The sequence below is a fragment of the Streptomyces sp. NPDC046859 genome, assembly GCF_040645135.1.
Classification (GTDB): Bacteria; Actinomycetota; Actinomycetes; order Streptomycetales; family Streptomycetaceae; genus Streptomyces.
Genome location: NZ_JBEYXR010000037.1, coordinates 24,575 through 46,757, shown reverse-complemented (window position 1 = coordinate 46,757; position 22,183 = coordinate 24,575). Strand labels below are relative to the sequence as shown.

Below are 22,183 nucleotides of genomic sequence, written 5' to 3'. Positions count from 1 at the left end.
TTACTTGATGCCGGTGAAGCTGATGGAACCGACGATGCGGCGTGCGAAGCAGCCGAACAGCACGAGCATCGGAAGGGCGGCGATCAGCGTGGCCGCCATCAGGCCGGACCAGTCGTAGCCGGTCTGCGGGGTCTGCGCCCGGAAGACGGCCAGCGCCACGGTGAGCACGCGCGAACTGTCGCTGTAGGACACCATCAGCGGCCAGAAGTAGTCGTTCCAGGCGGTGATGTACGTCAGCAGGCCCAGGGTGAGCAGGGGCGTGGACGCCATCGGCAGCATCAGCCGGAAGAAGATGCGCACCTTGCCCGCGCCGTCCAGCAGGGCGGCCTCCTCCACCTCCCGGGGCACGTTCAGGAAGAACTGCCGCAGGAAGAACACCGCGAACGGCGTCATGAACATCGTCGGCAGGGCCACGCCCAGCAGGCTGTCCACCAGCCCGAGTTGCTTGATGAGGACGAAGTTGGGCAGCAGCGTGAAGATCGCCGGCACCATCAGCCCGGCCAGGAACAGCCCGAACACCGCCTCCCGGCCGCGCCAGCGGAGCCGGGCGAAGGCGTAGGCGGCCATGGCGGAGAAGAAGATCTGGCAGACGGTGATCAACGTCGAGACGATCACCGAGTTGACCAGATAGCGCCAGAACCGCAGTCCGCCGCCCGAGCCGCCCTGGGCGATCGCCTCCTCGGCCGACTGCAGTCCGAGGGCCCGCTCGAAGCCGCCCGTGGTCGCGCCGGCCGGGAGGACGTCGCCGGGATGGGCGGCGAGCGCGTCGTTCGAGGACAGCGCGGTGCGCAGGATCCAGTAGAACGGCAGCAGGGTGATGAGCACGATCGCGGCCATCACCGCCCAGGCGAGGGCCCGTCCGGGAGTGATCCGGCGCCGTACGCGCCGCAGGGTCGTGGTGTCCGCCACGGCAGCCATGTCGGTGTCTCCCTTCCCTCAGCCGAGGTCGCTCTGGCCGGCCCGGGTGAGCCGGTACTGGAGGACCGTGATGGCGCTCAGCACGACCAGCAGGGCCACCGACATCGCCGAGGCGTACCCGAACTGGAAGCGGCCGAAGGCGGCGCCGTAGATGTAGTACTGCAGGACGTTGGTGGCGTTGGCGGGTCCGCCCGCGGTCGTCACCGCGACGGTGTCGAACACCTGGAAGGAACCGATCACCGTCATGATCAGGACGACCGCGAGGACGGGGCGCAGCAGCGGCATCGTGATCCTCCAGAACATCCGCCACTCGCTCGCGCCGTCCACCTTCGCGGCCTCGTACATGTCGCTCGGGATGGCCATGAGGCCGGCGAACAGCAGCAGCGCGGTGTAGCCGACGTGCCGCCACACGTTGACGAGGGCGATGGTGGGGACGGCCCAGGTCTCGTCGGCGAGGAACGGGACACGGTTGAACCCGAGGCCCGCGATGATCTCGTTGCCGATGCCGAGCTGGGTGTCGAGGATCCAGAGCCAGACGATGCCCGCGACGACGTTGGACATCAGGTACGGCGTGAGCACGATCCCGCGCAGCACCGCCGACTGGGTCAGCCGCTGCAGCAGGACGGCGATGACGAGCGCCGAGACCGTCTGCACGCCGATGTTGACGACCACGTACTCGACGGTCACCCCCATCGAGTCCCAGAAGATCGGGTCGTGGACCATTCGCACGTAGTTGTCCAGGCCCACCCACTCCGCCGGGGTGAGCAGATTGAAGCGGGTGAAGCTCAGGTAGACGCCCCGCAGCGTGGGCCAGAGCAGGAAGACCATGAATCCCAGCAGGGCCGGGGCGATGAAGACGGCGGCGAGCCGCCCGTCCCCATGCTCCTCGCGGGCCGCCGCCCGCCGTGCCGTTCTCCGGTCCGTCCCGGCCCCCGTGGCGTCGCCCAGGGGCAGACGCGACGGGGGACTGCTGGAGGCGATGGTCATCGGGAGACTCCCTCGTCTGCGGCTCGTCCTCGGGCACTTACTTTTGTGGCGGAAGAATCGGGCCGTCAAGGGGTCGGCCATCAACTTCTTTTCGGCGGAGTAATGGCCATAGACTGACCTCGTTGCTTTCGTGGAGAAAAAAATTATGGATGTGGGAGTCTGACGACCATGACCGCAGCAGTCGACAGCTGGCGTCCGCTCAGCCCCGGTGAACGGGCGGTGGCGATCGAGGTGCTCCTCGCCGGGCCCCTGTCCCGGACCGAGCTGGCCCGCCGGCTCGACCTGTCCGCGGGCAGCGTCACCCGGCTGACCAAGCCGCTGATCGAGACGGGCCTGCTCGTGGAGGTGCCCGAGGCCGGCGAGGTGCTGGAGACCCGCCAGGGCCGCCCCTCCCAGCCGCTGGACGTCGTCGCCGAGTCCCGCTCCTTCCTCGGGTTCAAGATCACCGAGGACATGGTCTACGGCGTCGTCACCACGCTGCGCAGCGACATCGTCGCCCGCCACGACCGCCCCCTCACCACCCACGACCCCGCCGAGGTCGTCGACCTGCTGGGGGAGATGTCCGAGGAACTCGCCGCCGGTCACCCCCGGCTCGCCGGGGTCGGCATCGGCGTGGGCGGCCTCGTGGAGAACCGCTCCGTCGTCGGCGAGTCCCCGTTCCTGGGCTGGCGCGATGTGCCGCTCGCCCAACTCGTCGCGCGGCGCACCGGGTTGCCGGTCGTCGTGGAGAACGACGTCGCCGCCCTGGTCGAGGCCGAGACCTGGTTCGGCGCGGGGCGCGGCCTCGACCGGTTCGTGGTCCTGACCATCGGCGCCGGGATCGGCTACGGCCTGGTGCTGGGTGGCCGGCGCGTCCCGTACGCCGAGGAGGACCGGGGATTCGGCCGGCACTGGATCCTCGACCCGCACGGCCCGCTCACCCCCGACGGGGCGCGCGGCAGCGCGGTCTCCCTGCTGACCATCCCGAACATCCGCTACCAGGTGCGGGCGGCCACCGGCCGGGACCACACCTGGGAGGAGATCCTGGACGCGGCCGCCGCGGGCGAGCCGATGGCCGCCCGGGTGATCGAGGAGGCGGCCCGGGCCCTCGGCACCCTGAACGCGCAGATCGCCAACTTCGTCCTGCCGCAGAAGATCCTGCTCGCCGGCGAGGGCGTGGGCCTGATGGAGGTGGCGGGGGACACTGTGACGAGGACCATGCGGGCCCAGCGGCACCCGCTGGCGGCGCCCATCGCCCTGGAGACCAAGGTGTCCGACTTCCACGACTGGGCCCGTGGCGCGGCCGTTCTCGCCATCCAGGTACTGGTGTTGGGGACCGCCGACCGCTGAACCCGGCGCAGGGGTGCGAGCGACGACGTGATCAGCGTTACGGTCCGATATGTCCGCCTTGGGTGCGCTTACTCACAGCGCCTTCACCTGCGGGATCGTATGCTTCACAACATGTCCACCACTGTTGAATTCGCCTCCGCCAGATCGGCTGACGAGGTCAACGAGGAGATCCGGGCGCTGTGGCGCCGGGCGGGCGGGACACTGAGCGTCGAGCAGCGCGAGGAGTACCAGCGCCTCGTCATGGAGTGGGCCACCGTGGCCCCCCAGTCGGCCAAGGCGGCCTGACCGCCCGGCCCCGGCGGGCCCCCCGCATCTCCTCGCGGCCCGCCCCGCCCCCCGTGGGCGGCCCCGCCGACTCCTCGTCAGCCCCAGGTCGCCGAGTAGTGGCGCCGGTAGTCCCGGCGGTCCTGCTCGGCCCGGATGAACCGGGTCGCCACCAGGGCGACGATGCTCCCCGCGACGACCAGCAGACCCGGGCCCACGTTGTTCGGGTCCGCCAGCCGCGCCAGCAGCGTGACGGCCTGCTCGCCGCTCACCGGCACCGACGACCCCGGCGACGCGTCGCCCGGCGCCGCCGCGCCCTGCGACGGTGACGGCGCGGGCGCCGCGCCCTTCTTCCCGCCCTGGTCCGACACCAGCAACTGCACGTCCAGCGCGGCCAGCGCCTTCGTCACCGGCTGGAAGTACGTCGTCCCGCCGGCCTGGCAGTCACCGCTGCCGCCCGACGTCACACCGAGCGCCACCCCCTCGGAGAACATCGGCCCGCCGCTGTCCCCGGGCTCCGCACACACGTTCGTCTCGATGAGCCCGGTCACCGTCCCCTCCGGGTAGTTCACGGTGGCGTTGAGCGCCGTCACCTCGCCCTCGCGGAGCCCGCTCGTGCTGCCGCTGCGGAAGACGCGCTGCCCGACGGCCGGATCGGCGGCGCCCGTGATGCGCACGCCCTTGCCACCACCGATCGACACGACGTCGGGGGTGGCGCCGGGGTCGCCGGCCGAGTACTGGATCAACGAGTAGTCGGCGCCGGGGAAGTTCTGCCGCTCGGTCCGCCCGATCTGGTCGGTGCCCGAACTGTCGGCGAACCACACCGAGCCGTCCGGCCCGCAGTGCCCGGCGGTCAGGATGAAGAAGCGCCGCCCGTCCGTGACGTTGAACCCGGCCGAGCAGCGCCCGGCCGTCGACAGCAGCGGCTGCGCGCCGTTGATCCGGGTCGTGAAGGTGCCCTCGGTGCGTTCCATGCGGACGAAGCCGCCGATGTCCTCGGCGACGTCCGTCATCCGCGACCAGTCGCCGGCGGAGACGGTGCTGTCGCCGCGTACGACGACCTGGTTGGCGCGGTAGTCCACCACCCAGGCGGTGCCGGCCACGCGGGGCGCCGAACGCAGCGTCTCGGTCGCCGACCTCAGCTCGTCCATGCCGTGCTCGACCATCTTGGGCTTCATGCCCGCCCCGCTGACCGCGGCGGCCGCCTCCTCGTCGGTGACCGCGACGACCGGCTTGCCGTCGGCGCCGATCCAGCTGCCCGCCGTACGGGACGCGCCCAGACGGGCGACCAGCTCACCGCCGGGCCCCGGAGTGGCGGACTCCGCGAAGGTCCGCGGGACGGCGGAGGGATCGGGGGGCTCGCTCGCCACGGCGCGTGTGACCATCGTCCCCCCGAGGAGGAGTCCGCCGACGGCCGCCAGCCGTGTCACCCGCCGGACGAGACGTCGTCGTGCGTGCCTCATGCATGGCTCCCGAACCAGGTACAGCGCGGCGGCAACGCCGCGGGGCCCTCCCGGAGTTGAGCACCCGCCGCTTCATACGCACCCGGACGCCGCCGCGTTCACCGCTCCGGTGATCCCGTCGCGGAGACCGCCGCCTGCACCGCGGCCGTGGACGACACGTCGCTCGACCGGCTCGCAGCGGGCAAGTACCTGCTCGTCACCAGCTGTCGAAGGAACGGCACCGGGGTGCCCACGCCGGTCCGGGTGGTGCGGGACGGCGACGCACTCGGCGTGTGGACGGCCGTCGGCTCCTGGAAGGTCAGGCGCATCCGGGCCGGTGCCGACGTCCTGGTCGGCCCGTGCGACATGCGGGGGGCGGCCGACCGGCGACCAGGTCCCGGCGACCGCCGGGCTCTGCGACGAGGCGACCAGCGCCCACTGTCGCCGGCTCATCGCCCGCAAGTACGGGATCACCGGCCGCCTCACACTGCTCGGCAGCCGGCTCCGCAGAGGTGTGCAGGGCACCGTCGGCGTGCGGATCACGCCGGGTCCGGTGCCGGAGTCCGGTCAGGTCCAGGCGCGGTAGGGCTCGTCGACCAGCTGGAACACCGGCTCGCCGCGCACCGGGTCCTTCGCGGTGGACAGCCGGACCCGGTCCCCGCTGTGGACGCCGATGGGCGGACCCATGACCCGGCCGCGCACGACGAACCCCTCGGCCATCTCGATGAGGGAGACATTGCGCGCGGCGGGGGTGTTGCGGTGCACCACGGTGGAGTGGCGGACCGTGCCCACGCCCTCGCTGCGCTCGGTGCGCAACTCACTGCCCTGGCACACCGGGCACAGCAGCCGGTGGTACGTCGCGGTGCCGCACCAGGTGCAGCGCTGGTAGCGGAGGGCGTCCCCGTCCGTCTGTGTCGCGTCGAGCACGCCGGTCCCGGAGCCGGTGATCCGGCCGGCCACGCTGCCTGAGTGGTGGTACACGCTGCTCAACTCCCTGCGCTCGACCGGAATTCCGCGTGCGCGGAGACCCGAGCACGCCCGTGCGCCGTTCGCGGTGCGACCGTGCACGGCATCAGCGTATGGCACTGAGTGCCACGCGTAAAGGCACTGCGTTCCCTGGATTTCGGGAAGGTTGCGGGGGTCGTGCGGACGGTGCCGGTCAGCCGCGCCCGAGCGCGGTCTCGAGCTCCTGGACGACCCGCCACAGGGGTGCGTCGCGGCGGGACACGACCACGACCACGTCGCCGTCGGCCTCGGCGGCGGCCCGCGACGGCGCGGGGGCGTCCGCGTACGTCGACAGCACGTACCCGAGGGCCCGGTCCACCTCGGCGCCCGCGTCGCCCTGCCCGTCCGACCTCAGCCACGCGCGGAGCGCGTTGTTGTGCGCGGCGACCACGGCGGCGGCGATCACGTCCGCCCGCAGCGTCCCCTCGCGCCGGCCGGCGAACCGCGCCCTCAGATAGTCGGCCAGCGCCCGCTCGTACCTCCACACCACCGACAACTCGTAGGCCCGCAGCCCCGGCACCCGCTTGGTGAGCCGGTAGCGCTGCACGGAGAAGGTGGGGTTCTCCGCGTACATGCCCAGCACCAGGCGGGCCGCGTCGCACACCCGGCGCACCGGCTCATGGGAGTCGTCGCTCGCGGCGAGGAAGGCCTCCATGTCGGCCAGGCACCGCTCGTGGTCCGGGAAGACCACGTCCTCCTTGGACGGGAAGTACCGGAAGAACGACCGCCGTCCGACGCCGGCCAGCGCCACGATGTCGTCGACCGTCGTCTGCTCGTACCCCCGCTCCAGGAACAGCCGGAAGGCCGCCGCGACCAGGGCGTCCCGCATCGGGGGCTTCTCACCGCGGCCCGGCGCGGCGCTCGTGGAGCTCATGGACGCGAACGTAGCACCCGAACCCGCCTGACATGGCACTCAGTGCACCAGATGGAGGGAACTGAGTGCCCTCCCGGCGGTTCCGCACGGCCGTCCGGAGGGCCCGCGCGGGCGATCGATGAGTTTCACGCCGGCCGGCGGTCGACACTCGTGACAGCGGACCACTCCGGGAGGTACCCCATGGCAGGCGACGGCTTCACCACATGTCTCTGGTTCGACGGCCAGGCCGAGGAGGCGGCCCGTTTCTACACCTCCGTCTTCGAGAACTCGACCCTCGGCCGCGTCACGCCCTACCCGGAGGGGGCGGCGCAGCCCGCCGGGAGCGTGATGACGGTCGAGTTCACGATCGACGGCCGGAAGTTCGTCGCGCTCAACGGCGGACCGCAGTTCACGTTCAGCGAGGCGACCTCCTTCATGATCTCCTGCGAGACCCAGGAGGAGATCGACCACTACTGGGACCGGCTCACCGAGAACGGCGGCCGGCCGGGTCCGTGCGGCTGGCTCAAGGACCGGTTCGGAGTGTCCTGGCAGGTCAACCCGGCACGGCTGCAGGACATGGTCGCCGATCCGGACCCCGAGAAGGCCGCCCGGGTCACCAAGGCGTTCATGGCGATGGGCAAGTTCGACATCGCCGCCCTGGAGCGGGCCTACGCCGGCGAGTGACCCCGGCTCACGGGTTCGCGCGCAGGGTCCGGGTGATCTCCCGGGTGATCCGCAGGATGCCGGGGGAGCGGACGGGGCACGGTCTCGGCTTCGTGGTCGTCGGCGCCAGACAGAAGTGCAGAGGGTCGTCGTCACGGTGCAGGGCCGTCCGGTCCCGGCCCGGCTCCGTGCAGTACGGCGGGTGGCCCCGCTCGAACGGCGTGCACGGCAGATACCGGACCCACGTGTACCGCGCCCCGGCCGCGCTCACCGACGCACCCGCGTCGGACACCAGGTCGCCGGAGGCGGCCGCCCGCCGCTCGTAGAGGTCGTTGACGCGCCGGACGCGGTCGGGGGTGACCGGGTCCGGCCCCTGGAGGACCCAGACGATCCGGGCGCCGCCGTACGCGGCGGTGATCTGCTCGCCGAGCCGCTCCAGGTCGGCCGAGTAGCGCGCGAAGTACGTCCGCGGGGACGCGTCATGGGTGATCCCGGCCATGCACGGCGTGTAGCCCCAGGCGTTGCCCCAGAACTGGAGGACCACGAAGTCCGGCCGCAGCCGCCGCACCAGCGCCGCCGCCTTGTCCGCCGCCGGCACCAGGGACCGGGCGCCGGTGCCCTCCAGGTAGTCGCACGGCGTGGTCCCCGAGTACGGGGCGCTGGAGTAGACGGCCCCCAACTCGCGGCGCAGTTCCCGCCCGAGGACCCGTTGCGCCTCCATGGCCAGGGAGTCGCCCAGGTACAGCACCCCGGGCGGCTTCGCGGGTCGGGGTCTCGCGCGGGGCGGGACGCGGGGCGAGGAGGGCGCCGGCTGATCGGTGGTGGCGGACGCGGCCGGCACCTCGGACGGCGCGCTCGCGGGCCGCGACGCCGGATCACCGCAGGCCCCGAGCAGCGCGGCACCCAGCACGACCCCCACGCACCACAGTCTGCGCATACGGCGGCTCCCGCCCCGGACGCCGGAATGGGCCCCCAGGCAAGCACAGCGGTGCCCGATACGGAAGCCCCCGACCGGCCACCGCACACAGGCCGGTGACGAACCGTCAGAAGTCGTTCACCAGCACCGCCGCTCCGTCGAAACCCCCTGCCTTCAGGTCCCGCAGCGCCTCGTCCGCCCGCGACATCGGGTACGGGTGGGTGGTCGCGCGGACTCCGTGCTCGGCGGCCAGAGCCAGGAACTCACGGGCGTCCTCACGGGTGTTGGCGGTGACGCTGCGCACCTGCCGCTCGTAGAAGAGGTCCCGCTCGTAGTTCAGCGCCGGGATGTCGCTGAGGTGGATGCCCGCGATCGCCAGGGTGCCGCCCCGGTCCAGGGCCCGCAGCGCGACCGGCACGAGGTCGCCGACGGGGGCGAACAGGATCGCGCTGTCCAGCGGCTCGGGCGGCATCGCGTACGCGTCCCCGGCCGAGGCGGCCCCCAGCTCCAGCGCCAGCCGCCGCGCCGCCGTCCCGCGCGTGAGGACGTGCACGGTGGCGCCCTCCGCCAGCGCCAGCTGCGCGCACAGATGCGCGCTGCCCCCGAAGCCGTACAGTCCGAGCCGGCCGCCCGGCGGCAGCGCTGACCGCCGCAGCGCGCGGTAACCGATGATCCCGGCGCACAGCAGCGGGGCGAGGCCCACGTCGTCCAGGCCGTCCGGCAGCCGGTGGGCGAACGCCGCCGGCACGGTGGTGTACGCGGCGTACCCGCCGTCCGCGTCCCAGCCCGTGTAGGAGGAGCCCGGGCACAGGTTCTCCGCGCCCCGCCGGCAGTACGGGCACGTCCCGTCGGTCCGCCGCAGCCAGGCCACCCCGACCCGCTCGCCGAGCCCGAAGCCGCGGACGGCCGCGCCGGCCCCGGCGACCTCGCCGACGACCTCGTGCCCCGGGGTGACACCCGGCCGGTGCACCGGGAGGTCGCCCTCGGCGACGTGCAGGTCCGTACGGCACACCCCGCACGTCCGGACCCGGACCAGCAGTTCGTCCTCGGCCGGTACCGGCACCGGTCTGCGCACCACCTGCAGCGGCCCGCCGTCGAGCGGCCCCGGCTCGGTCACCGACCACGCGCGCATCGTCCCGTCCGCCATGGTGGACCCCGTCCTCCGGCTCGTCGCCGGTCCCCTTCCAGTCTGGAACGGAACCCCGCGTTCGGCGCGCGGCCCGACGGCACCGTGGCTAGCGTGAGAAACCGGACCGTCCACGCAGCGGGAGCGCAGCCATGGCCGTGAAACCTGAGGGAACCCCCATCTGGGCCGACGCGATGTTCACCGACCTCGAAGGGGCCAAGAGCTTCTACGGGGACGTCCTCGGCTGGACGTTCGGCGAGTCGTCGTCCGAGTACGGCAACTACACCCAGGCGTACGCCCAGGGCAAGGCCGCCGCCGCGGTGGTGCCGCCGATGCCCGGCCAGGAGGGCCAGTCGCAGTGGTGCCTGTACCTGGCCGCCTCCGACGCCGCCGCGACCGCGGGCCGGATCCGGAAGAACGGCGGAGAGATCCTGATGGAGCCGATGGCGGTCGGCGACTTCGGCACCATGTGCCTGGCACGCGAACCCAGCGGGGCCGTCTTCGGCCTGTGGCAGCCCGGCACCCACGTCGGCTTCGAGACGTCGATGGAGGAGCCCGGCGCGTACTGCTGGGCCGAGGTCTTCACCCGCGAACCGGAGAGGACCGACGCCTTCTTCCCGGCCGTGTTCGGCTACGGCGCCCGGCAGATGGAGGGCGACGAGATGGACTTCCGGATCTTCACGATCGGTGACGACATGGTGCTCGGCCGGATGCGGATGACCGAGGAGTTCCCGCCGGAGATCCCCTCCTACATCAACCTCTACTTCACGGTGGAGAACTGCGACGACGCCGTCGCCCGCGCCACCAAGCAGGGCGCCGTGCTGCGGTTCGGCCCGATGACCTCGCCGTTCGGCCGCTTCGCCGCGCTGACCGACCCGCAGGGCGCCGACTTCTCGGTGATCGACGTCACCACGACCGAGGGGGACATGCCGACGACGACCCAGGTGTCCTGAGCGCCCCGTGCTCCTGCCCGGTGGCCCGTACCGGTACCGGGCGGGCCACCGGCCCATGGCATGATCGGACGCATGCGTGAACGTGTGGTGGCCGCGTGCGACGGGGCTTCGAAGGGGAACCCAGGGCCGGCCGCCTGGGCGTGGGTCGTCGCCGGTCCGGAGGAGGCACCGGACCGCTGGGAGGCGGGCCCGCTGGGCCGGGCCACCAACAACGTCGCGGAACTCACCGCCCTGGAGCGGCTGCTCGGCGCGACCGACGCGGACGTGCCGCTGGAGATCCGCATGGACTCGCAGTACGCCATGAAGGCCGTCACCACCTGGCTGCCCGGCTGGAAGCGCAACGGCTGGAAGACGTCCGCGGGCAAGCCGGTCGCCAACCAGGACCTCGTGGTGCGCATCGACGGCCTGCTCGACGGCCGGGACGTGGAGTTCCGCTACGTCCCCGCCCACCAGGTCGACGGCGACCCGCTCAACGACTTCGCCGACCGCGCCGCCAGCCAGGCCGCCGTCGCGCAGGAGCCGGCGGGCAGCGCACTCGGCTCGCCCGAGCCGCCGCCCTCCCCGGACGCCCCGCAGGCCAAGGCCCCGCGCCGCAAGGCCGCGCCCGCCCGCCGCAACGGCTCGGCCGCGCGCACGATCAAGGCCAAGTTCCCCGGCCGCTGCGTCTGCGGACGCGGCTACGCGGCGGGGGAGCAGATCGCCAAGAACACGCAGGGCTGGGGCCACCCGGACTGCCGCGACGCCGACGCCTGACCGGCCGGGCGTACGGCCCTCAGTCCGTGTCGAAGGCGTAGTGCGGGGTGTGGTCGAGCAGATCGGCCGGACGCGTGTCGTTCCAGGGCTTCATCGTCTCGTGCAGGTCGACCACGTCCGGTGTCCCGGCCGCCGGGAGGTAGCCGGACCCCGGATGCCGCCGCCGCCACTCGGCCCACAGCTTGTCGACATAGGCGTGGTGCAGCCAGAACACCGGGTCGTTGGGGGACGCCCCGGTCGCCATGTGCCCGCCGACCCAGAGTGGACCCGGTTGTGCAGGTTCGGGCCGCGCCAGCCCTCCAGATGGTTGCGGAACCCGTCGGACGCGCTGTTCCACGGCGCCGTGTCGTACGTCGGCACGGCGAGCACCGACTCGACCTCGGCCCGGGTGGGCAGCTCCCGCACGGCGGTCCCCAGCGAGCGGCGCAGGAACGTCCGGCCGTCCACGCGGACGCTGATCTGCCACGTGCCGGCCCCGGTGGCGAAGGGCCCGTCCATGACCTGACCGTCGCGGCCGCGCCCGGTGCCGCCGAGGAAGTCGGGCGCCCACAGCGAGGAACGCGGGGAGCGGTCCGCGGTCCAGTCCCAGTAGGGCAGCGCGACCGAGGCGTCCACCTCCTGCAGCGCGCGTTCGAACTCGAGCAGGAATCTGCGGTGCCAGGGCAGGAACGACGGTGAGCGGTGCCCGGTGCGCTCGCCGTGGTCGGTGTCCCCGAGGATGAAGGCGTTGTGGGTGGTGACGAACGCGTCGTAGCGCCCGGTGCGCTTCAGCTCCAGGACGGCGTCGACGAAGCGTCGCTTCTCGGCGGGCGTCAGGGCGGCCTGGTTCTTGCGGACGGTCATGTCTGCTGGTGCTCCACGGTGCGGGGGCGGCGGGTCAGTTGGCGGGGAAGGGCAGCAGGGCCGCGCCCCGCAGTTCGTCCACGGCGGCGCGGGCGGCGGCGCGCGGGGTGGGCACCGGGGCGTAGTGGCTGACGACGCTGATCCAGGTGCCGTCGGCGTTGCGCATCAGATGCAGCTCCACGCCGTCGACGAGCACGGTGTAGCCGGTGCCGTGGTGCGCGTGGGCGCCCGTCGCCGGACGGCCCTGTATCCGGCGGCCCCGGTAGACCTCGTCGAAGGGGGCGGGCACGTGCGGGTCGTGGTGTCCGGCCGCCGTCGCGGCGGTGGCGGGGGCGGCGAGGCCGGCCGCCGCGGTGGCGAGGGCCGCGGCGGTGGTGAGCGCCTGCCGTCTGCTGAGTGCGGGCATACGGATCTCCCGGGTGCGTTCGATGGTGCGTTCGGGTGGTGACTCCGTATGCCTATCGGGCCGGAGGAGAGCGGGAGAAACCGCGCGCCAGTGGTGGGGCCCGATCCGGACAAGTGCGCACATGTCATACAGGGTTGAATCAAGATGATCTTGCTCGCGGCGAGGCCTCTCGCGTGCGGAACGGGCAATTCCTTCTCTGCGGGCGTGCTTCGGCGGTGGTCCTTCGCGCGCGGCACCGGCAGCGGTGGGCTGTGTCACCCCGGGAATCTGGCGCGATCCGCGGGTGGTGCGGAATCGGGCGCGCCGCCTGCTACTCTGCGGTCCGAAATGACCATTTAGTGCATTTATAGGGGTGAGTGTGTGAAGGTCGCGTGCGTCGGCGGCGGACCCGCCGGGCTCTACCTGTCGATCCTGCTCAAGCTGCGGGACCCGTCCCATGACGTCACCGTCCACGAACGCAACCCGGAGGGCACCACCTACGGCTGGGGCGTCACCTACTGGCGCGGCCTGCTCGACCGGCTCCACGCGCACGACCCCGTGACCGCCCGCGCCATCGAGGCGAGCTCGGTCCGCTGGAACCAGGGCGTCGCCCACGTACGGGACCTGACGGCCCGCCAGCCCGGCGACGAGGGGCACGGCATCGGCCGGCACCGGCTGCTGGAGATCCTGGCCGGCCGCGCCCGCTCGCTCGGGGTCCACCTGGACTTCGAGCACGAGGTCACCCCGGACGCCCTGCCCGCCGCCGACCTGGTGGTGGCGGGCGACGGTGTGCGCAGCACCCTGCGCGGCCGGCACGCCGGCCACTTCGGCACGCAGATCACGATGGGCCGCAACCGCTACGTCTGGCTGGGCACCAGCAAGGTCTTCGACGCCTTCACCTTCGCCTTCGTGGAGACGGACCACGGCTGGATCTGGTGCTACGGCTACGGCTTCGGGCCCGAGGCCAGCACCTGCGTCGTCGAGTGCTCCCCCGAGACCTTCACCGGACTCGGCCTGCACCGCGCGAGCGAGGCCGACGGACTGGCCCTGCTGGAGAAGCTCTTCGCCGACGTCCTCGACGGGCACCCCCTGTACAGCCGCCCGTCCACCGCCGGCGCCCAGTGGCTGCACTTCCGCACCCTCACCAACCGCACCTGGTACCGCGGCAATCTCGTCCTGATCGGCGACGCCGCCCACACCACCCACTACTCCATCGGCGCGGGCACCACCCTCGCCCTGGAGGACGCCATGGCCCTCGCCGCCGCCCTGCACGAGGAGCCTTCGCTCCCAGGAGCCCTCGCCCGCTACGAGGACGAGCGCAGGCGGGCCCTGCTGTCCGTCCAGAGCGCCGCCCGCTACAGCGCCCTGTGGTACGAGAACCTCCCCCGGTACATGCAACTGCCCCCGCAGCAGATGTTCGCGCTCCTGGGCCAGCGCCACTCACCCCTGCTGCCCCATGTCCCGCCGCAGCTCTACTACCGGATCGACCGCGCCGCCGGGCAGGTGGAGACGCTGCGCCGGCTCAAGCGGTGGCTCGGCCCGAGAGTGGCGCGCACCGTGCAGGCCAGGGCCGGCCGGCCGTACTCGGAGGGGTCCGTTCCACGTACTTGAATCCTGAATGACACACTGACGCCATGGAACAGCGTGCATTCGACAGGGCGGGCCTTTCGGCGTCCGTCATCGGCCTCGGGACCTGGCAGCTCGGCGCGGACTGGGGAGACGTCGACGACCGGCAGGCCGAGGGTGTGCTGGAGGCGGCGGCCGAGTCGGGGGTGACCTTCTTCGACACGGCCGACGTGTACGGCGACGGACGCAGCGAGCAGACCATCGCCCGGTTCCTGCGCGACCGGCCCGGCCTGGACGTCCTCGTCGCCACCAAGATGGGCCGCCGCGTCGACCAGATCCCCGAGAACTACGTCCTGGACAACTTCCGCGCCTGGAACGACCGGTCGCGGCGCAACCTCGGCACGGACCGCATCGACCTGGTCCAGCTGCACTGCCCGCCGACCCCCGTCTACTCCACCGACGAGGTGTTCGACGCCCTGGACACCCTGGTGGCGGAGGAGCGCATCGCCCACTACGGCGTCAGCGTGGAGACCTGCGCCGAGGCCCTGACCGCGATCGCCCGGCCCCACGTGGCCAGCGTGCAGATCATCCTCAACGCCTTCCGGATGAAGCCCCTCCTGGAGGTGCTGCCGGCGGCCCGCGAGGCCGGCGTGGGCATCATCGTCCGCGTGCCCCTGGCCTCCGGCCTGCTGTCCGGCCGGTACACCAAGGACACCGTCTTCCCCGAGAACGACCACCGCACCTACAACCGGCACGGCGAGGCCTTCGACCAGGGCGAGACCTTCTCGGGCGTCGACTACGCCACCGGCGTCGAGGCCGCGGCCGAGTTCTCCGCGCTCGCCCCGCAGGGCTGGACCCCGGCCCAGCTGGCGCTGCGCTGGATCATCCAGCAGCCCGGCGTGACCACCGTCATCCCGGGCGCCCGCTCGCCCGAGCAGGCCCGCGCCAACGCGGCCGCCGCCGCGCTCCCGGACCTCTCCGAGGACACCCTCGCCGCGATCCGGGACCTCTACGACCGCCGGATCAAGGACCAGGTCGAGAGCCGCTGGTGAACCACGGGGCGGGGTGAGGGAGCAGGACCCCGTCCAGCGGGTACCCGCACAGCTGAGGGCGCGTCGCTCCAGGGCGCGCTTCTCCAGGACGCGGGAGGACACGGTGACGGACGCCGACGGCGGCACGAAGCGGCGCAGAGGACGCAACGAGACCGAGGAGGAGCGGGCCGACCGCATGTGGCTCGACCTCCTCCAGGAAGTACGCGTGGCCCAGATGGGCGTGCAGATCCTCTTCGGCTTCCTGCTGACCGTCGTGTTCACGCCGAAGTACGACGACCTGCGGTCCACCGACCAGTCGATCTACATCTTCACCGTGGCCGTGGGCGCCGCCGCCACCGGCGCCCTGATCGGCCCGGTGTCGCTGCACCGGCTGGTGTCCGGCCGCCGTATCAAACCCCAGGCGGTCGAGTGGGCCTCCCGGCTCACCCTGGTCGGCCTGGTCCTCCTCCTCGTCACCATGGCGTCCTCGCTGCTGCTGATCCTGCGGGTCGCCACGCACGACGACTACGTCCCCTGGCTCGTCACCGGCATCGTCGTCTGGTACGGCGTGTGCTGGTTCGTCCTGCCGCTGTGGACCCGCCGCCGCTACACCGAGTGAGCGGCGCCGGGCGGGGGCGGCCGGTCAGCCGAAAGCGTCCCGCAGGGCCGGCAGCAGCGTCTCGCGCGCCCAGTCCAGGTAGGGCAGCTGCGCGTCGCCCCCGATCTGGACCAGGGCGATCTCGGTGAACCCGGCCTCGGCGTACGGGCGGACGGCCTCGACGAAGGCGTCCGGGTCGTCGCCGCACGGAATGGCCCCGGCCACGTCCTCCGGCGTGACGAACTGCGTGGCCGCCTCGAAGGAGTCCGGGTGCGGCAGTTCGGAGTTGACCTTCCAGCCGCTGCCGAACCAGCGGAACTGGTCGTGGGCGCGCTTGACCGCCGCGTCCCGGTCGCGGTCGTAGGACACCGGGAGCTGGCCCACCCGGGGCTTGCCGGAGCCGCCGTGCCGGTCGAACGCCGCCAGCAGCTCCGGCTTGGGCTCGGTGGCGATCACCAGGTCGGCGAACCGGCCCGCGAGCCGGCACGACCGCTCCCCGGAGACCGCGATACCGATGGGCACCGGCTGGTCGGGCAGGTCCCACAGCCGGGCCGACTCCACGTCGAAGTGCGTGCCCCGATGGTTCACGTGCCCGCCCTCGAAGAGCGCCCGGATGATCTCCACAGCCTCCTCGAGCATCTCGTGCCGCACGTCCACGGAGGGCCAGCCGCCGCCCACCACATGCTCGTTCAGGTTCTCGCCCGAGCCGAGTCCCAGCCGGAACCGGCCCTCGGACAGCAGTTGGAGGGTCGCCGCCTTCTGCGCCACGACGGCCGGGTGGTAACGGACCGTCGGGCAGGTCACGTACGTCATCAGCGGGATCCGGGAGGTGGCCTGGGCGGCGGCTCCCAGCACGCTCCACGCGTACGGCGAATGCCCCTGCGAGCGCAGCCAGGGGAAGTAGTGGTCCGAGGTGACGGAGAAGTCGAAGCCCGCCTCCTCGGCGCGGACCACGTGGTCGACCAGCTCACGGGGGCCGGCCTGCTCGGTCATCATCGTGTATCCGATCTGCACCATGGGCCCCGAGTCCCCGGAGACCGTGAGCGAAAACGGCGAAAACGGCGTATCGCCGAAGGGTGCCCGGAAAGCGGGCGGGGAGCGGGGCGCAAACCCTTCGCTCCCGCCGGGCGCCGGTGCAGGATGCACGTATGTCTGTTCGCCCCCTGCCCTCGAGCCCGCCCTCCGCCCAGGGCGTCGACGCCTTTGGTGTCCTCGCCTTCCTCGACGCCGTCGACGCCGCCCCCGGCATCGAACCGCACAGCCTGATGATCCTGCGGCACGACCGGGTCGTGGCCGCCGGATGGTGGGCGCCGTACACCGCCGAGCGCCGGCACCTGCTCTACTCGATCAGCAAGAGCTTCACGGCCACGGCGGCCGCGATAGCCGCCGGCGAGGGGCTGATCCGGCTAGACGACCCCGTGATCTCCTACTTCCCCGAGCTCGACGCCGCGATCACGGACCCCCGCAGCCGCGCCCTCCTGGTGCGGCACGTGGCCTCCATGGCCACCGGGCACGACAGCGACATGATCTTCGCGGCGCGGGAGCGCGACCGCGACGACCTGGTCCGCGGGTTCCTCCTCGAGCCCCCACCGCACGACCCGGGGACCGTGTTCGCGTACAACCAGCCCGCCACCTTCACGCTCTCCGCCGTCGTCCAGCGGGCGAGCGGCCGGTCGCTGACCGACTACCTCCGGCCCCGTCTGCTGGACCCGCTCGGCATCGGTGACGTGGCCTGGCTGCGCCACCGCGACGGCCGCGAGCTCGGCTTCAGCGGCCTGCACGCCACCACCGACGCCGTCGCCCGGCTCGGCCTGCTGTATCTGCGCGGGGGCGTCTGGGAGGGCGAGCGGCTGCTGCCCGAGGAGTGGGTCGCCGAGGCCACACGCGCCCAGATCCCGTCGTCCGGCGGGATGCCGGGCGACGACTGGCAGCGGGGCTACGGCTTCTCGTTCTGGATGTCCCGGCACGGCTTCCGCGGCGACGGGGCCCTCGGCCAGTTCTGCGTGGTGCTGCCCGAGCACGACGCGGTGGTGGTGACCACCGCCGACACCTGGGACATGCCGGGTCTGCTGAACCTCGTCTGGGAGCACCTGCTGCCCGCGTTCGGCGGCGCGGCCGGGGCCGGAGCCGAGGAGGCCGACGCGGACCTGGCCCGCCGGCTGGCCGGCCTCGCCCTGCCGCCCGCGGCCGGCGAACCGGCACCCGCGGGACGGGCCGCGTCCTGGCAGGGCTCCTTCACTCCCGGCGACGAGGTCCACGCCGCCCTGCCCCAGGTGAGCGCCGTCGACCTCACCGAGCGGGACGGCGGCTGGGACCTGACGTTCACCGAGGACGGCGAACCCCTGCGCGTGCGGCTCGGCGGCCCCGGGTGGACCGTCACCGAGGGGCCGGTGCCCACCGCGGTGAGCGGGGGCTGGACCGACGCCGACACCCTGGCCCTGGACGTCGCCTTCCTGGAGACCCCGCACCACCTGGAGGTGACCTGCTCGCTCAAGGAACGCACCTTCGGCGCGCGCTGGCGCACCGAGCCGCTGCACGGTCTGCGCCTGCGCAGGATGTGCGCCCCCGCCTCCTGACTCAGTCCCCGGGCACCCGGAAGGTCCGCAGGAACACGTCCAGGGCCTCCCGGTTGCCCAAGGCGTCCCAGTCCCGCGCCGGGGTCGACCAGCGCAGGGAGAAGCCGCGGTGGTCGTCCAGGAGGAAGCCCCGGCCGAAGGTGTGCACCTGCGTGCCGCCGCTGCGCGACAGCCACTCCATGTCCGCGGCCTCGTACCCCTGGTAGGTGGTGGCCTCGATCTCCCCGATCCGGCGGAAGCCCTCCGACCGGGCCAGTCCGGGCTGCACGTCGTCGCGCCAGACGGCCACCGGGTCGGAGTCCAGACGCTCGCTGTAGGTGACGGTGAGCCGGCGCGGATCGCCCTCGGCGCCCAGGAACACCCGGTAGGCCAGATCCGCGGCACGGGTCGTGGACAGCGGCTTCCAGCCCCGTGGCAGGGCGACGGAGAAGCCGTCCGGGGAGGTGTACGTGCGGTAGCCGGCGGGGAGACCGGTGCCCGGCGTCCCCGCGTCGGACGCCGGGGCGCTGGGCGCGGGGGAGGCGCCGCCCGTCCCGGCGGGCGGCGTCCGGCTCGCGGCGGCCTCCGGAGTGCCGGCCTCCTGGCCGCCCGTCGCGACGAGGACGGCGGCGGCGACGGTGACCACGGCCAGGGCCGTACCGAACAGCAGGGCCCGTCTCCCGCGCACGGGACCGGCGCCGAACCGGTCGAGCAGCCCGGGCTGCGGCGGCTCCTCGTCGGCCGTGCCCGGGTCGTCCCGCAGGACCCGGACGAGGGCGTCGCGGACCGCGGGCCTGCTCAGCCGCTCCCGGGACTCCTTGCGCAGCAGCCCCTGCACGGCCTGGGTGAGCGGCCCCGACCGGACCGGGGCGCGCAGCGGCAGCCGGTCCACGCCCTTCAAGGTGGCCTCGGGCCGGTCCCGTTCCCGGTACGGCGGGCGGCCCTCGGACATCGAGTAGAGGATCGCGCCGAGCGCCCACAGGTCGGACGCCGGTCCGACCCGCTCGTCGCGGGCCTGCTCGGGCGAGGCGTACGACGGTGCCGCGAGGCGGGGCGAGAGGGTGGCACCGGCCAGGCCGAAGCCGGTGACCACCACGGCGTCCTCCTCGCCCACGAACACCTGACCGGGGCTCAGCTCGCCGTGGGTGATGCCCGCGACGTGCGCGGCCTCCAGCACGTCCAGCAGCTCCAGACCGATCCGGGCGGTCCGGGTGTAGTCGAACGTGCCCTGGCGGGTGAGGAGTTCACCCAGCGGGACGCCGTCGATCCACTCCGTGACGATCCACAGGCTCCCGGCTTCCTCGACGGCGTCCAGGACGGTGGCCACGCGGCCGGGCCGCAGCAGCGCCATGCGCCCCGACGTCCGCAGAATGCGGGAGGTGGCCCGCCGCGCGCTGTCCGGGTCCTCGCCCGGGGGCAGACCGATCTGGGTGAGAAGGCACGCGTGTTCGGTTTCCAGGTCCTCGCCGGAATAGCTCACCCGGTTCGTCTCCCGATGCACGACATCGACGAGGCGGTACCTTCCGGCGACCCACTCGGAGGTGGAGACGTGTGCCTTGACCATGGTCATCCCTCGCTGAACACCTGGCTCCCGTATCTCACAGGAAGTACGGGAGCCGTCACCCGGTCTGTTCAACGAAAGCCGCGGGAGAAAGGGCTGTTCCTCTGCTTTGCTCCTGACGCTGGAGTAAGCAGGCGAAAAGGGCGGGGAATTGCGCCGGGAATGCTCAGCGAAGGTCGAAATCGGTCGCCCAGCGCCCGACATCCGCGGTCGTCGCGTTGCCCCCGCACACGACCAGACCGAGCCGGGCGCCGTCGCCGACCCGCTCCAGGACGCGCCGCGCGGCCGGCAGCAGGGCACCGGCCGCCGGCTCGGTCCACAGCTTGGCGTGCTCGGCGAGGTCGAGCACCCCGCGCACCGCCTCCCGGTCCGGCACCACGAGCACGTCGTCCACGAGCGCGGACACATGGTCGTACGTCAGCCGCGAGACGCTCGGCGCGCTCAGTGTGGAGACGATCGACGACAGCGTCACCGGTACCGGCCCGCCCGCCGCCAGCGCCGCCGACATCGCCTCGGCGCCCTCCGTCTCCACGCCCCAGATCCGCACGTCCGGGCGCCGGGCCCGCAGGGCCACGGCGACCCCGGCGATCAGGCCGCCGCCCCCGACGCTCACCACCACGTCCGTCAACTCGTCGCAGTCGTCGGCGAGTTCCAGCCCGACGGTGCCCTGACCGGCGACGACCAGCGGATCGTCGAAGGGGTGCACCAGGGTCAGGCCCTCGTCCCGCAGCCGGGTGACGAGCGCGAAGGCGTCGTCCATGCCGTCCGTCAGCCGCACCGACGCCCCGGCGCCCCGGACGATCTCGACGGAACGCGCGGGCGCCGTACGCGGCATGACCACGGTCGCCTTCACATCGAAGGCGGCCGCCGTCAGCGCGAGGGCGATCCCGTGGTTGCCGCCGCTGACGGCCACCACCCCGGCCGCGCGCTGGGCCTCGTCGAGCGACAGCAGCTTCGCCGTGGCGCCGCGCGCCTTGAACGAGCCGGTGCGCTGGAGGAGTTCGAGCTTCGCCGTCACCGGCACGCCGAGCAGGGACGAGAGGCCCGGACTGGACACGGTCGGCGTACGGACCACATGCCCGGCGACGAGCCCGGCCGCGGCTTCGACCTCGGAGATCCCGATCAAGACACTCACCTTTCCGGCGCCGGGCGGTTCCCACGCCGTCCGCACCCTTACGCGCGGAATGCCGCCGGTCAAGCCGGTGCCGGGCGCGGCACCGGCACCGCGCTCACAGCTCGCGCCCTACCATGAAGTCCAGCAGGGACCGCAGTTCGGCGGCGGGGCGGGCTGCCGGCGACGCGTCCTCCAGGGCGGTGCGGGCGGCCGTCACATGGTGCCGCGCCTCCGCGAGCGCGGCCGTGCGCCCGCCGGCCCGGTCGATCAGGTCCGCCACCGGGGCCGGGTCGGCGGCCGACTCCAGTAGCGCGGACAGGTCCCCGGCGGTGGGGGAGTCCAGGGCCGCCAGGACCGGGAAGGTCTTCTTGCGCTCGCGCAGGTCGCCGTGCACGGGTTTGCCGGTGACGGCCGGGTCGCCCCAGATGCCGAGGACGTCGTCCACGACCTGGAACGCGATGCCCAGGTGCCGTCCGGCCCGGTCGAGGGCGGCCGCGGTGGCGGGCGGCGCCCCGCCGAGGGTGGCGCCCAGCGCGGCCGCACAGCCCAGCAGCGCACCGGTCTTGTGCTCGGCCATCGCCCGGTACTCCCGCGGGCGCACCCGGTCCGGGCCGGTCCAGGGGCGCGAGGCGAACAGCAGGTCGTCCGCCTGCCCGCGCACCAGGTCTCCCAGCGCCCGCGACAGCAGCCGCACGGCCGGTGCCCCGGCGTCGGCGAGCGCCTCGACGGCCAGCCCGAACAGCGCGTCCCCGGCGAGTACGGCGGGGCCGGTGCCGTAGGCCTTCCACACCGTGGGCCGGCGGCGGCGCGCCTCGTCGCCGTCCATGATGTCGTCGTGCAGCAGTGAGAAGGCGTGCACCAGTTCCACCGCGACCGCTCCCGGGACCGCGGCCCGTCCGGGCGCGCCGGCCGCCTCGGCGCCGAGCACGGCCAGGGCCTGCCGTACGCCCTTCCCGCCGGAGGAGCCGGACGGGGCGCCGCCCACCTCGCACCAGCCGAAGGAGTAGGCGGCCATCTCGGCGACCCACGGGTGTGTGCGCGCCACGGCGTCCCGCAGTGCGGGCGCCACCAGGGCCCGGCACCGGGCGAGGGTGTGCTGGACGCCGGCGGGCGGCCGGGTGTCCCCGGGCGTCCGGACGGGAGTGGGAAGGGCGCTCACCGGACGCCCGCCGTCTCCGCGTCCGCCGTCTCCGAGCCCGCGGTCTCCGCGTCCGCCGTTTCCGGGCCCGCGGTCTCCGCGTCCGCCGTTTCCGGGCCCGCGGTCTCCGCGTCCGCCGTTTCCGGGCCCGCGGTCTCCGCGTCCGCCGTTTCCGGGCCCGAG

The 22,183-nt window shown here is 73.1% G+C and carries 21 protein-coding genes and 2 pseudogenes; 10 read left to right on the top strand and 13 right to left on the bottom strand.

Annotated elements, in window-relative coordinates:
- The gene (locus tag ABZ899_RS33755; RefSeq protein ID WP_361353887.1) at positions 1-918 is read right to left on the bottom strand and encodes a carbohydrate ABC transporter permease; all 918 of its coding nucleotides are present in this window, start codon (positions 916-918) and stop codon (positions 1-3) included.
- An 18-nt stretch (positions 919-936) separates the two neighbouring features.
- Positions 937-1,905, bottom strand: coding sequence for a sugar ABC transporter permease (locus ABZ899_RS33750; RefSeq protein ID WP_361353884.1), 969 nt, complete (start codon positions 1,903-1,905; stop codon positions 937-939).
- 168 nt (positions 1,906-2,073) lie between these two features.
- Between ABZ899_RS33750 and ABZ899_RS33745 the strand changes: the two genes are divergently transcribed.
- Together ABZ899_RS33745 and ABZ899_RS33740 are read left to right on the top strand one after the other, a co-directional pair.
- Positions 2,074-3,234: an ROK family transcriptional regulator gene (locus ABZ899_RS33745; protein ID WP_361353881.1), complete on the top strand. Its 1,161-nt coding sequence runs from the start codon at positions 2,074-2,076 to the stop codon at positions 3,232-3,234.
- Between the two features lie 99 nt (positions 3,235-3,333).
- Positions 3,334-3,519: a hypothetical protein gene (locus ABZ899_RS33740; RefSeq protein ID WP_361353879.1), complete on the top strand. Its 186-nt coding sequence runs from the start codon at positions 3,334-3,336 to the stop codon at positions 3,517-3,519.
- Positions 3,520-3,596: 77 nt separating this feature from the next.
- Here the strand turns inward: ABZ899_RS33740 and ABZ899_RS33735 are convergent, their stop codons facing one another.
- Complete coding sequence (locus tag ABZ899_RS33735) at positions 3,597-4,961, bottom strand: S1 family peptidase (protein ID WP_361353876.1); 1,365 nt, start codon at positions 4,959-4,961, stop codon at positions 3,597-3,599.
- A 147-nt stretch (positions 4,962-5,108) separates the two neighbouring features.
- Here ABZ899_RS33735 and ABZ899_RS33730 point away from each other — a divergent pair.
- Positions 5,109-5,526 (top strand): annotated as a pseudogene (locus tag ABZ899_RS33730) (PPOX class F420-dependent oxidoreductase).
- Here the strand turns inward: ABZ899_RS33730 and ABZ899_RS33725 are convergent.
- Together ABZ899_RS33725 and ABZ899_RS33720 are read right to left on the bottom strand one after the other, a co-directional pair.
- Positions 5,508-5,921 (bottom strand): zinc ribbon domain-containing protein, encoded by a 414-nt coding sequence (locus ABZ899_RS33725; protein ID WP_361353873.1) that lies wholly within the window; start codon positions 5,919-5,921, stop codon positions 5,508-5,510. The pseudogene ABZ899_RS33730 and the gene ABZ899_RS33725 overlap by 19 nt on opposite strands.
- 178 nt (positions 5,922-6,099) lie before the next feature.
- Positions 6,100-6,819 carry a TetR family transcriptional regulator gene (locus ABZ899_RS33720; RefSeq protein WP_361353870.1) on the bottom strand — a complete coding sequence of 240 codons (720 nt, stop codon included), beginning with the start codon at positions 6,817-6,819 and terminating at the stop codon, positions 6,100-6,102.
- Between the two features lie 180 nt (positions 6,820-6,999).
- On the opposite strand from ABZ899_RS33720, the gene ABZ899_RS33715 reads away from it, so the two are divergent.
- Positions 7,000-7,482, top strand: coding sequence for a VOC family protein (locus ABZ899_RS33715; RefSeq protein WP_361353867.1), 483 nt, complete (start codon positions 7,000-7,002; stop codon positions 7,480-7,482).
- A gap of 7 nt (positions 7,483-7,489) precedes the next feature.
- On the opposite strand, the gene ABZ899_RS33710 is transcribed toward ABZ899_RS33715, so the two are convergent.
- Positions 7,490-8,398 carry an SGNH/GDSL hydrolase family protein gene (locus tag ABZ899_RS33710; protein ID WP_361353865.1) on the bottom strand — a complete coding sequence of 303 codons (909 nt, stop codon included), beginning with the start codon at positions 8,396-8,398 and terminating at the stop codon, positions 7,490-7,492.
- A gap of 106 nt (positions 8,399-8,504) precedes the next feature.
- Entirely contained in the window at positions 8,505-9,509 is a 1,005-nt protein-coding gene (locus ABZ899_RS33705; protein ID WP_361353922.1) for a zinc-binding alcohol dehydrogenase family protein, read from the bottom strand.
- 146 nt (positions 9,510-9,655) lie between these two features.
- Here ABZ899_RS33705 and ABZ899_RS33700 point away from each other — a divergent pair, with 146 nt between their 5' ends.
- Entirely contained in the window at positions 9,656-10,456 is an 801-nt protein-coding gene (locus ABZ899_RS33700; protein WP_361353863.1) for a VOC family protein, read from the top strand.
- 60 nt (positions 10,457-10,516) lie between these two features.
- On the top strand, positions 10,517-11,209 hold the full coding sequence (locus ABZ899_RS33695) for a ribonuclease H (RefSeq protein WP_361353861.1): 693 nt from the start codon (positions 10,517-10,519) through the stop codon (positions 11,207-11,209).
- 19 nt (positions 11,210-11,228) lie between these two features.
- Here the strand turns inward: ABZ899_RS33695 and ABZ899_RS33690 are convergent.
- A pseudogene (locus tag ABZ899_RS33690) lies at positions 11,229-12,052 on the bottom strand (tyrosinase family protein).
- 34 nt (positions 12,053-12,086) lie between these two features.
- Positions 12,087-12,458 (bottom strand): tyrosinase cofactor, encoded by a 372-nt coding sequence (locus ABZ899_RS33685; protein ID WP_361353859.1) that lies wholly within the window; start codon positions 12,456-12,458, stop codon positions 12,087-12,089.
- Between the two features lie 360 nt (positions 12,459-12,818).
- Here ABZ899_RS33685 and ABZ899_RS33680 point away from each other — a divergent pair, with 360 nt between their 5' ends.
- From ABZ899_RS33680 to ABZ899_RS33670, 3 genes are all read left to right on the top strand, one after another.
- A complete protein-coding gene (locus tag ABZ899_RS33680; protein ID WP_361353856.1) occupies positions 12,819-14,048 on the top strand; it encodes an FAD-dependent monooxygenase in 1,230 nt (409 codons plus the stop codon).
- A gap of 23 nt (positions 14,049-14,071) precedes the next feature.
- Positions 14,072-15,055, top strand: coding sequence for an aldo/keto reductase (locus ABZ899_RS33675; RefSeq protein WP_361353853.1), 984 nt, complete (start codon positions 14,072-14,074; stop codon positions 15,053-15,055).
- Between the two features lie 103 nt (positions 15,056-15,158).
- Entirely contained in the window at positions 15,159-15,653 is a 495-nt protein-coding gene (locus ABZ899_RS33670; protein ID WP_361353850.1) for a DUF6328 family protein, read from the top strand.
- Between the two features lie 24 nt (positions 15,654-15,677).
- Here ABZ899_RS33670 and ABZ899_RS33665 read toward each other — a convergent pair whose 3' ends face one another.
- Positions 15,678-16,649, bottom strand: coding sequence for an LLM class F420-dependent oxidoreductase (locus tag ABZ899_RS33665; protein WP_361353847.1), 972 nt, complete (start codon positions 16,647-16,649; stop codon positions 15,678-15,680).
- A 131-nt stretch (positions 16,650-16,780) separates the two neighbouring features.
- Between ABZ899_RS33665 and ABZ899_RS33660 the strand changes: the two genes are divergently transcribed.
- A complete protein-coding gene (locus ABZ899_RS33660; RefSeq protein WP_361353845.1) occupies positions 16,781-18,208 on the top strand; it encodes a serine hydrolase in 1,428 nt (475 codons plus the stop codon).
- 1 nt (position 18,209) lies between these two features.
- Here ABZ899_RS33660 and ABZ899_RS33655 read toward each other — a convergent pair whose 3' ends face one another.
- The 3 genes from ABZ899_RS33655 to ABZ899_RS33645 all read right to left on the bottom strand — a co-directional run bounded on the left by ABZ899_RS33655 (position 18,210) and on the right by ABZ899_RS33645 (position 22,021).
- Positions 18,210-19,757: a serine/threonine-protein kinase gene (locus tag ABZ899_RS33655; protein WP_361353842.1), complete on the bottom strand. Its 1,548-nt coding sequence runs from the start codon at positions 19,755-19,757 to the stop codon at positions 18,210-18,212.
- A gap of 157 nt (positions 19,758-19,914) precedes the next feature.
- The gene (locus tag ABZ899_RS33650) at positions 19,915-20,874 is read right to left on the bottom strand and encodes a threonine/serine dehydratase (protein WP_361353839.1); all 960 of its coding nucleotides are present in this window, start codon (positions 20,872-20,874) and stop codon (positions 19,915-19,917) included.
- A gap of 103 nt (positions 20,875-20,977) precedes the next feature.
- A complete protein-coding gene (locus ABZ899_RS33645; protein ID WP_361353836.1) occupies positions 20,978-22,021 on the bottom strand; it encodes a polyprenyl synthetase family protein in 1,044 nt (347 codons plus the stop codon).
- Positions 22,022-22,183: the final 162 nt, after the last annotated feature.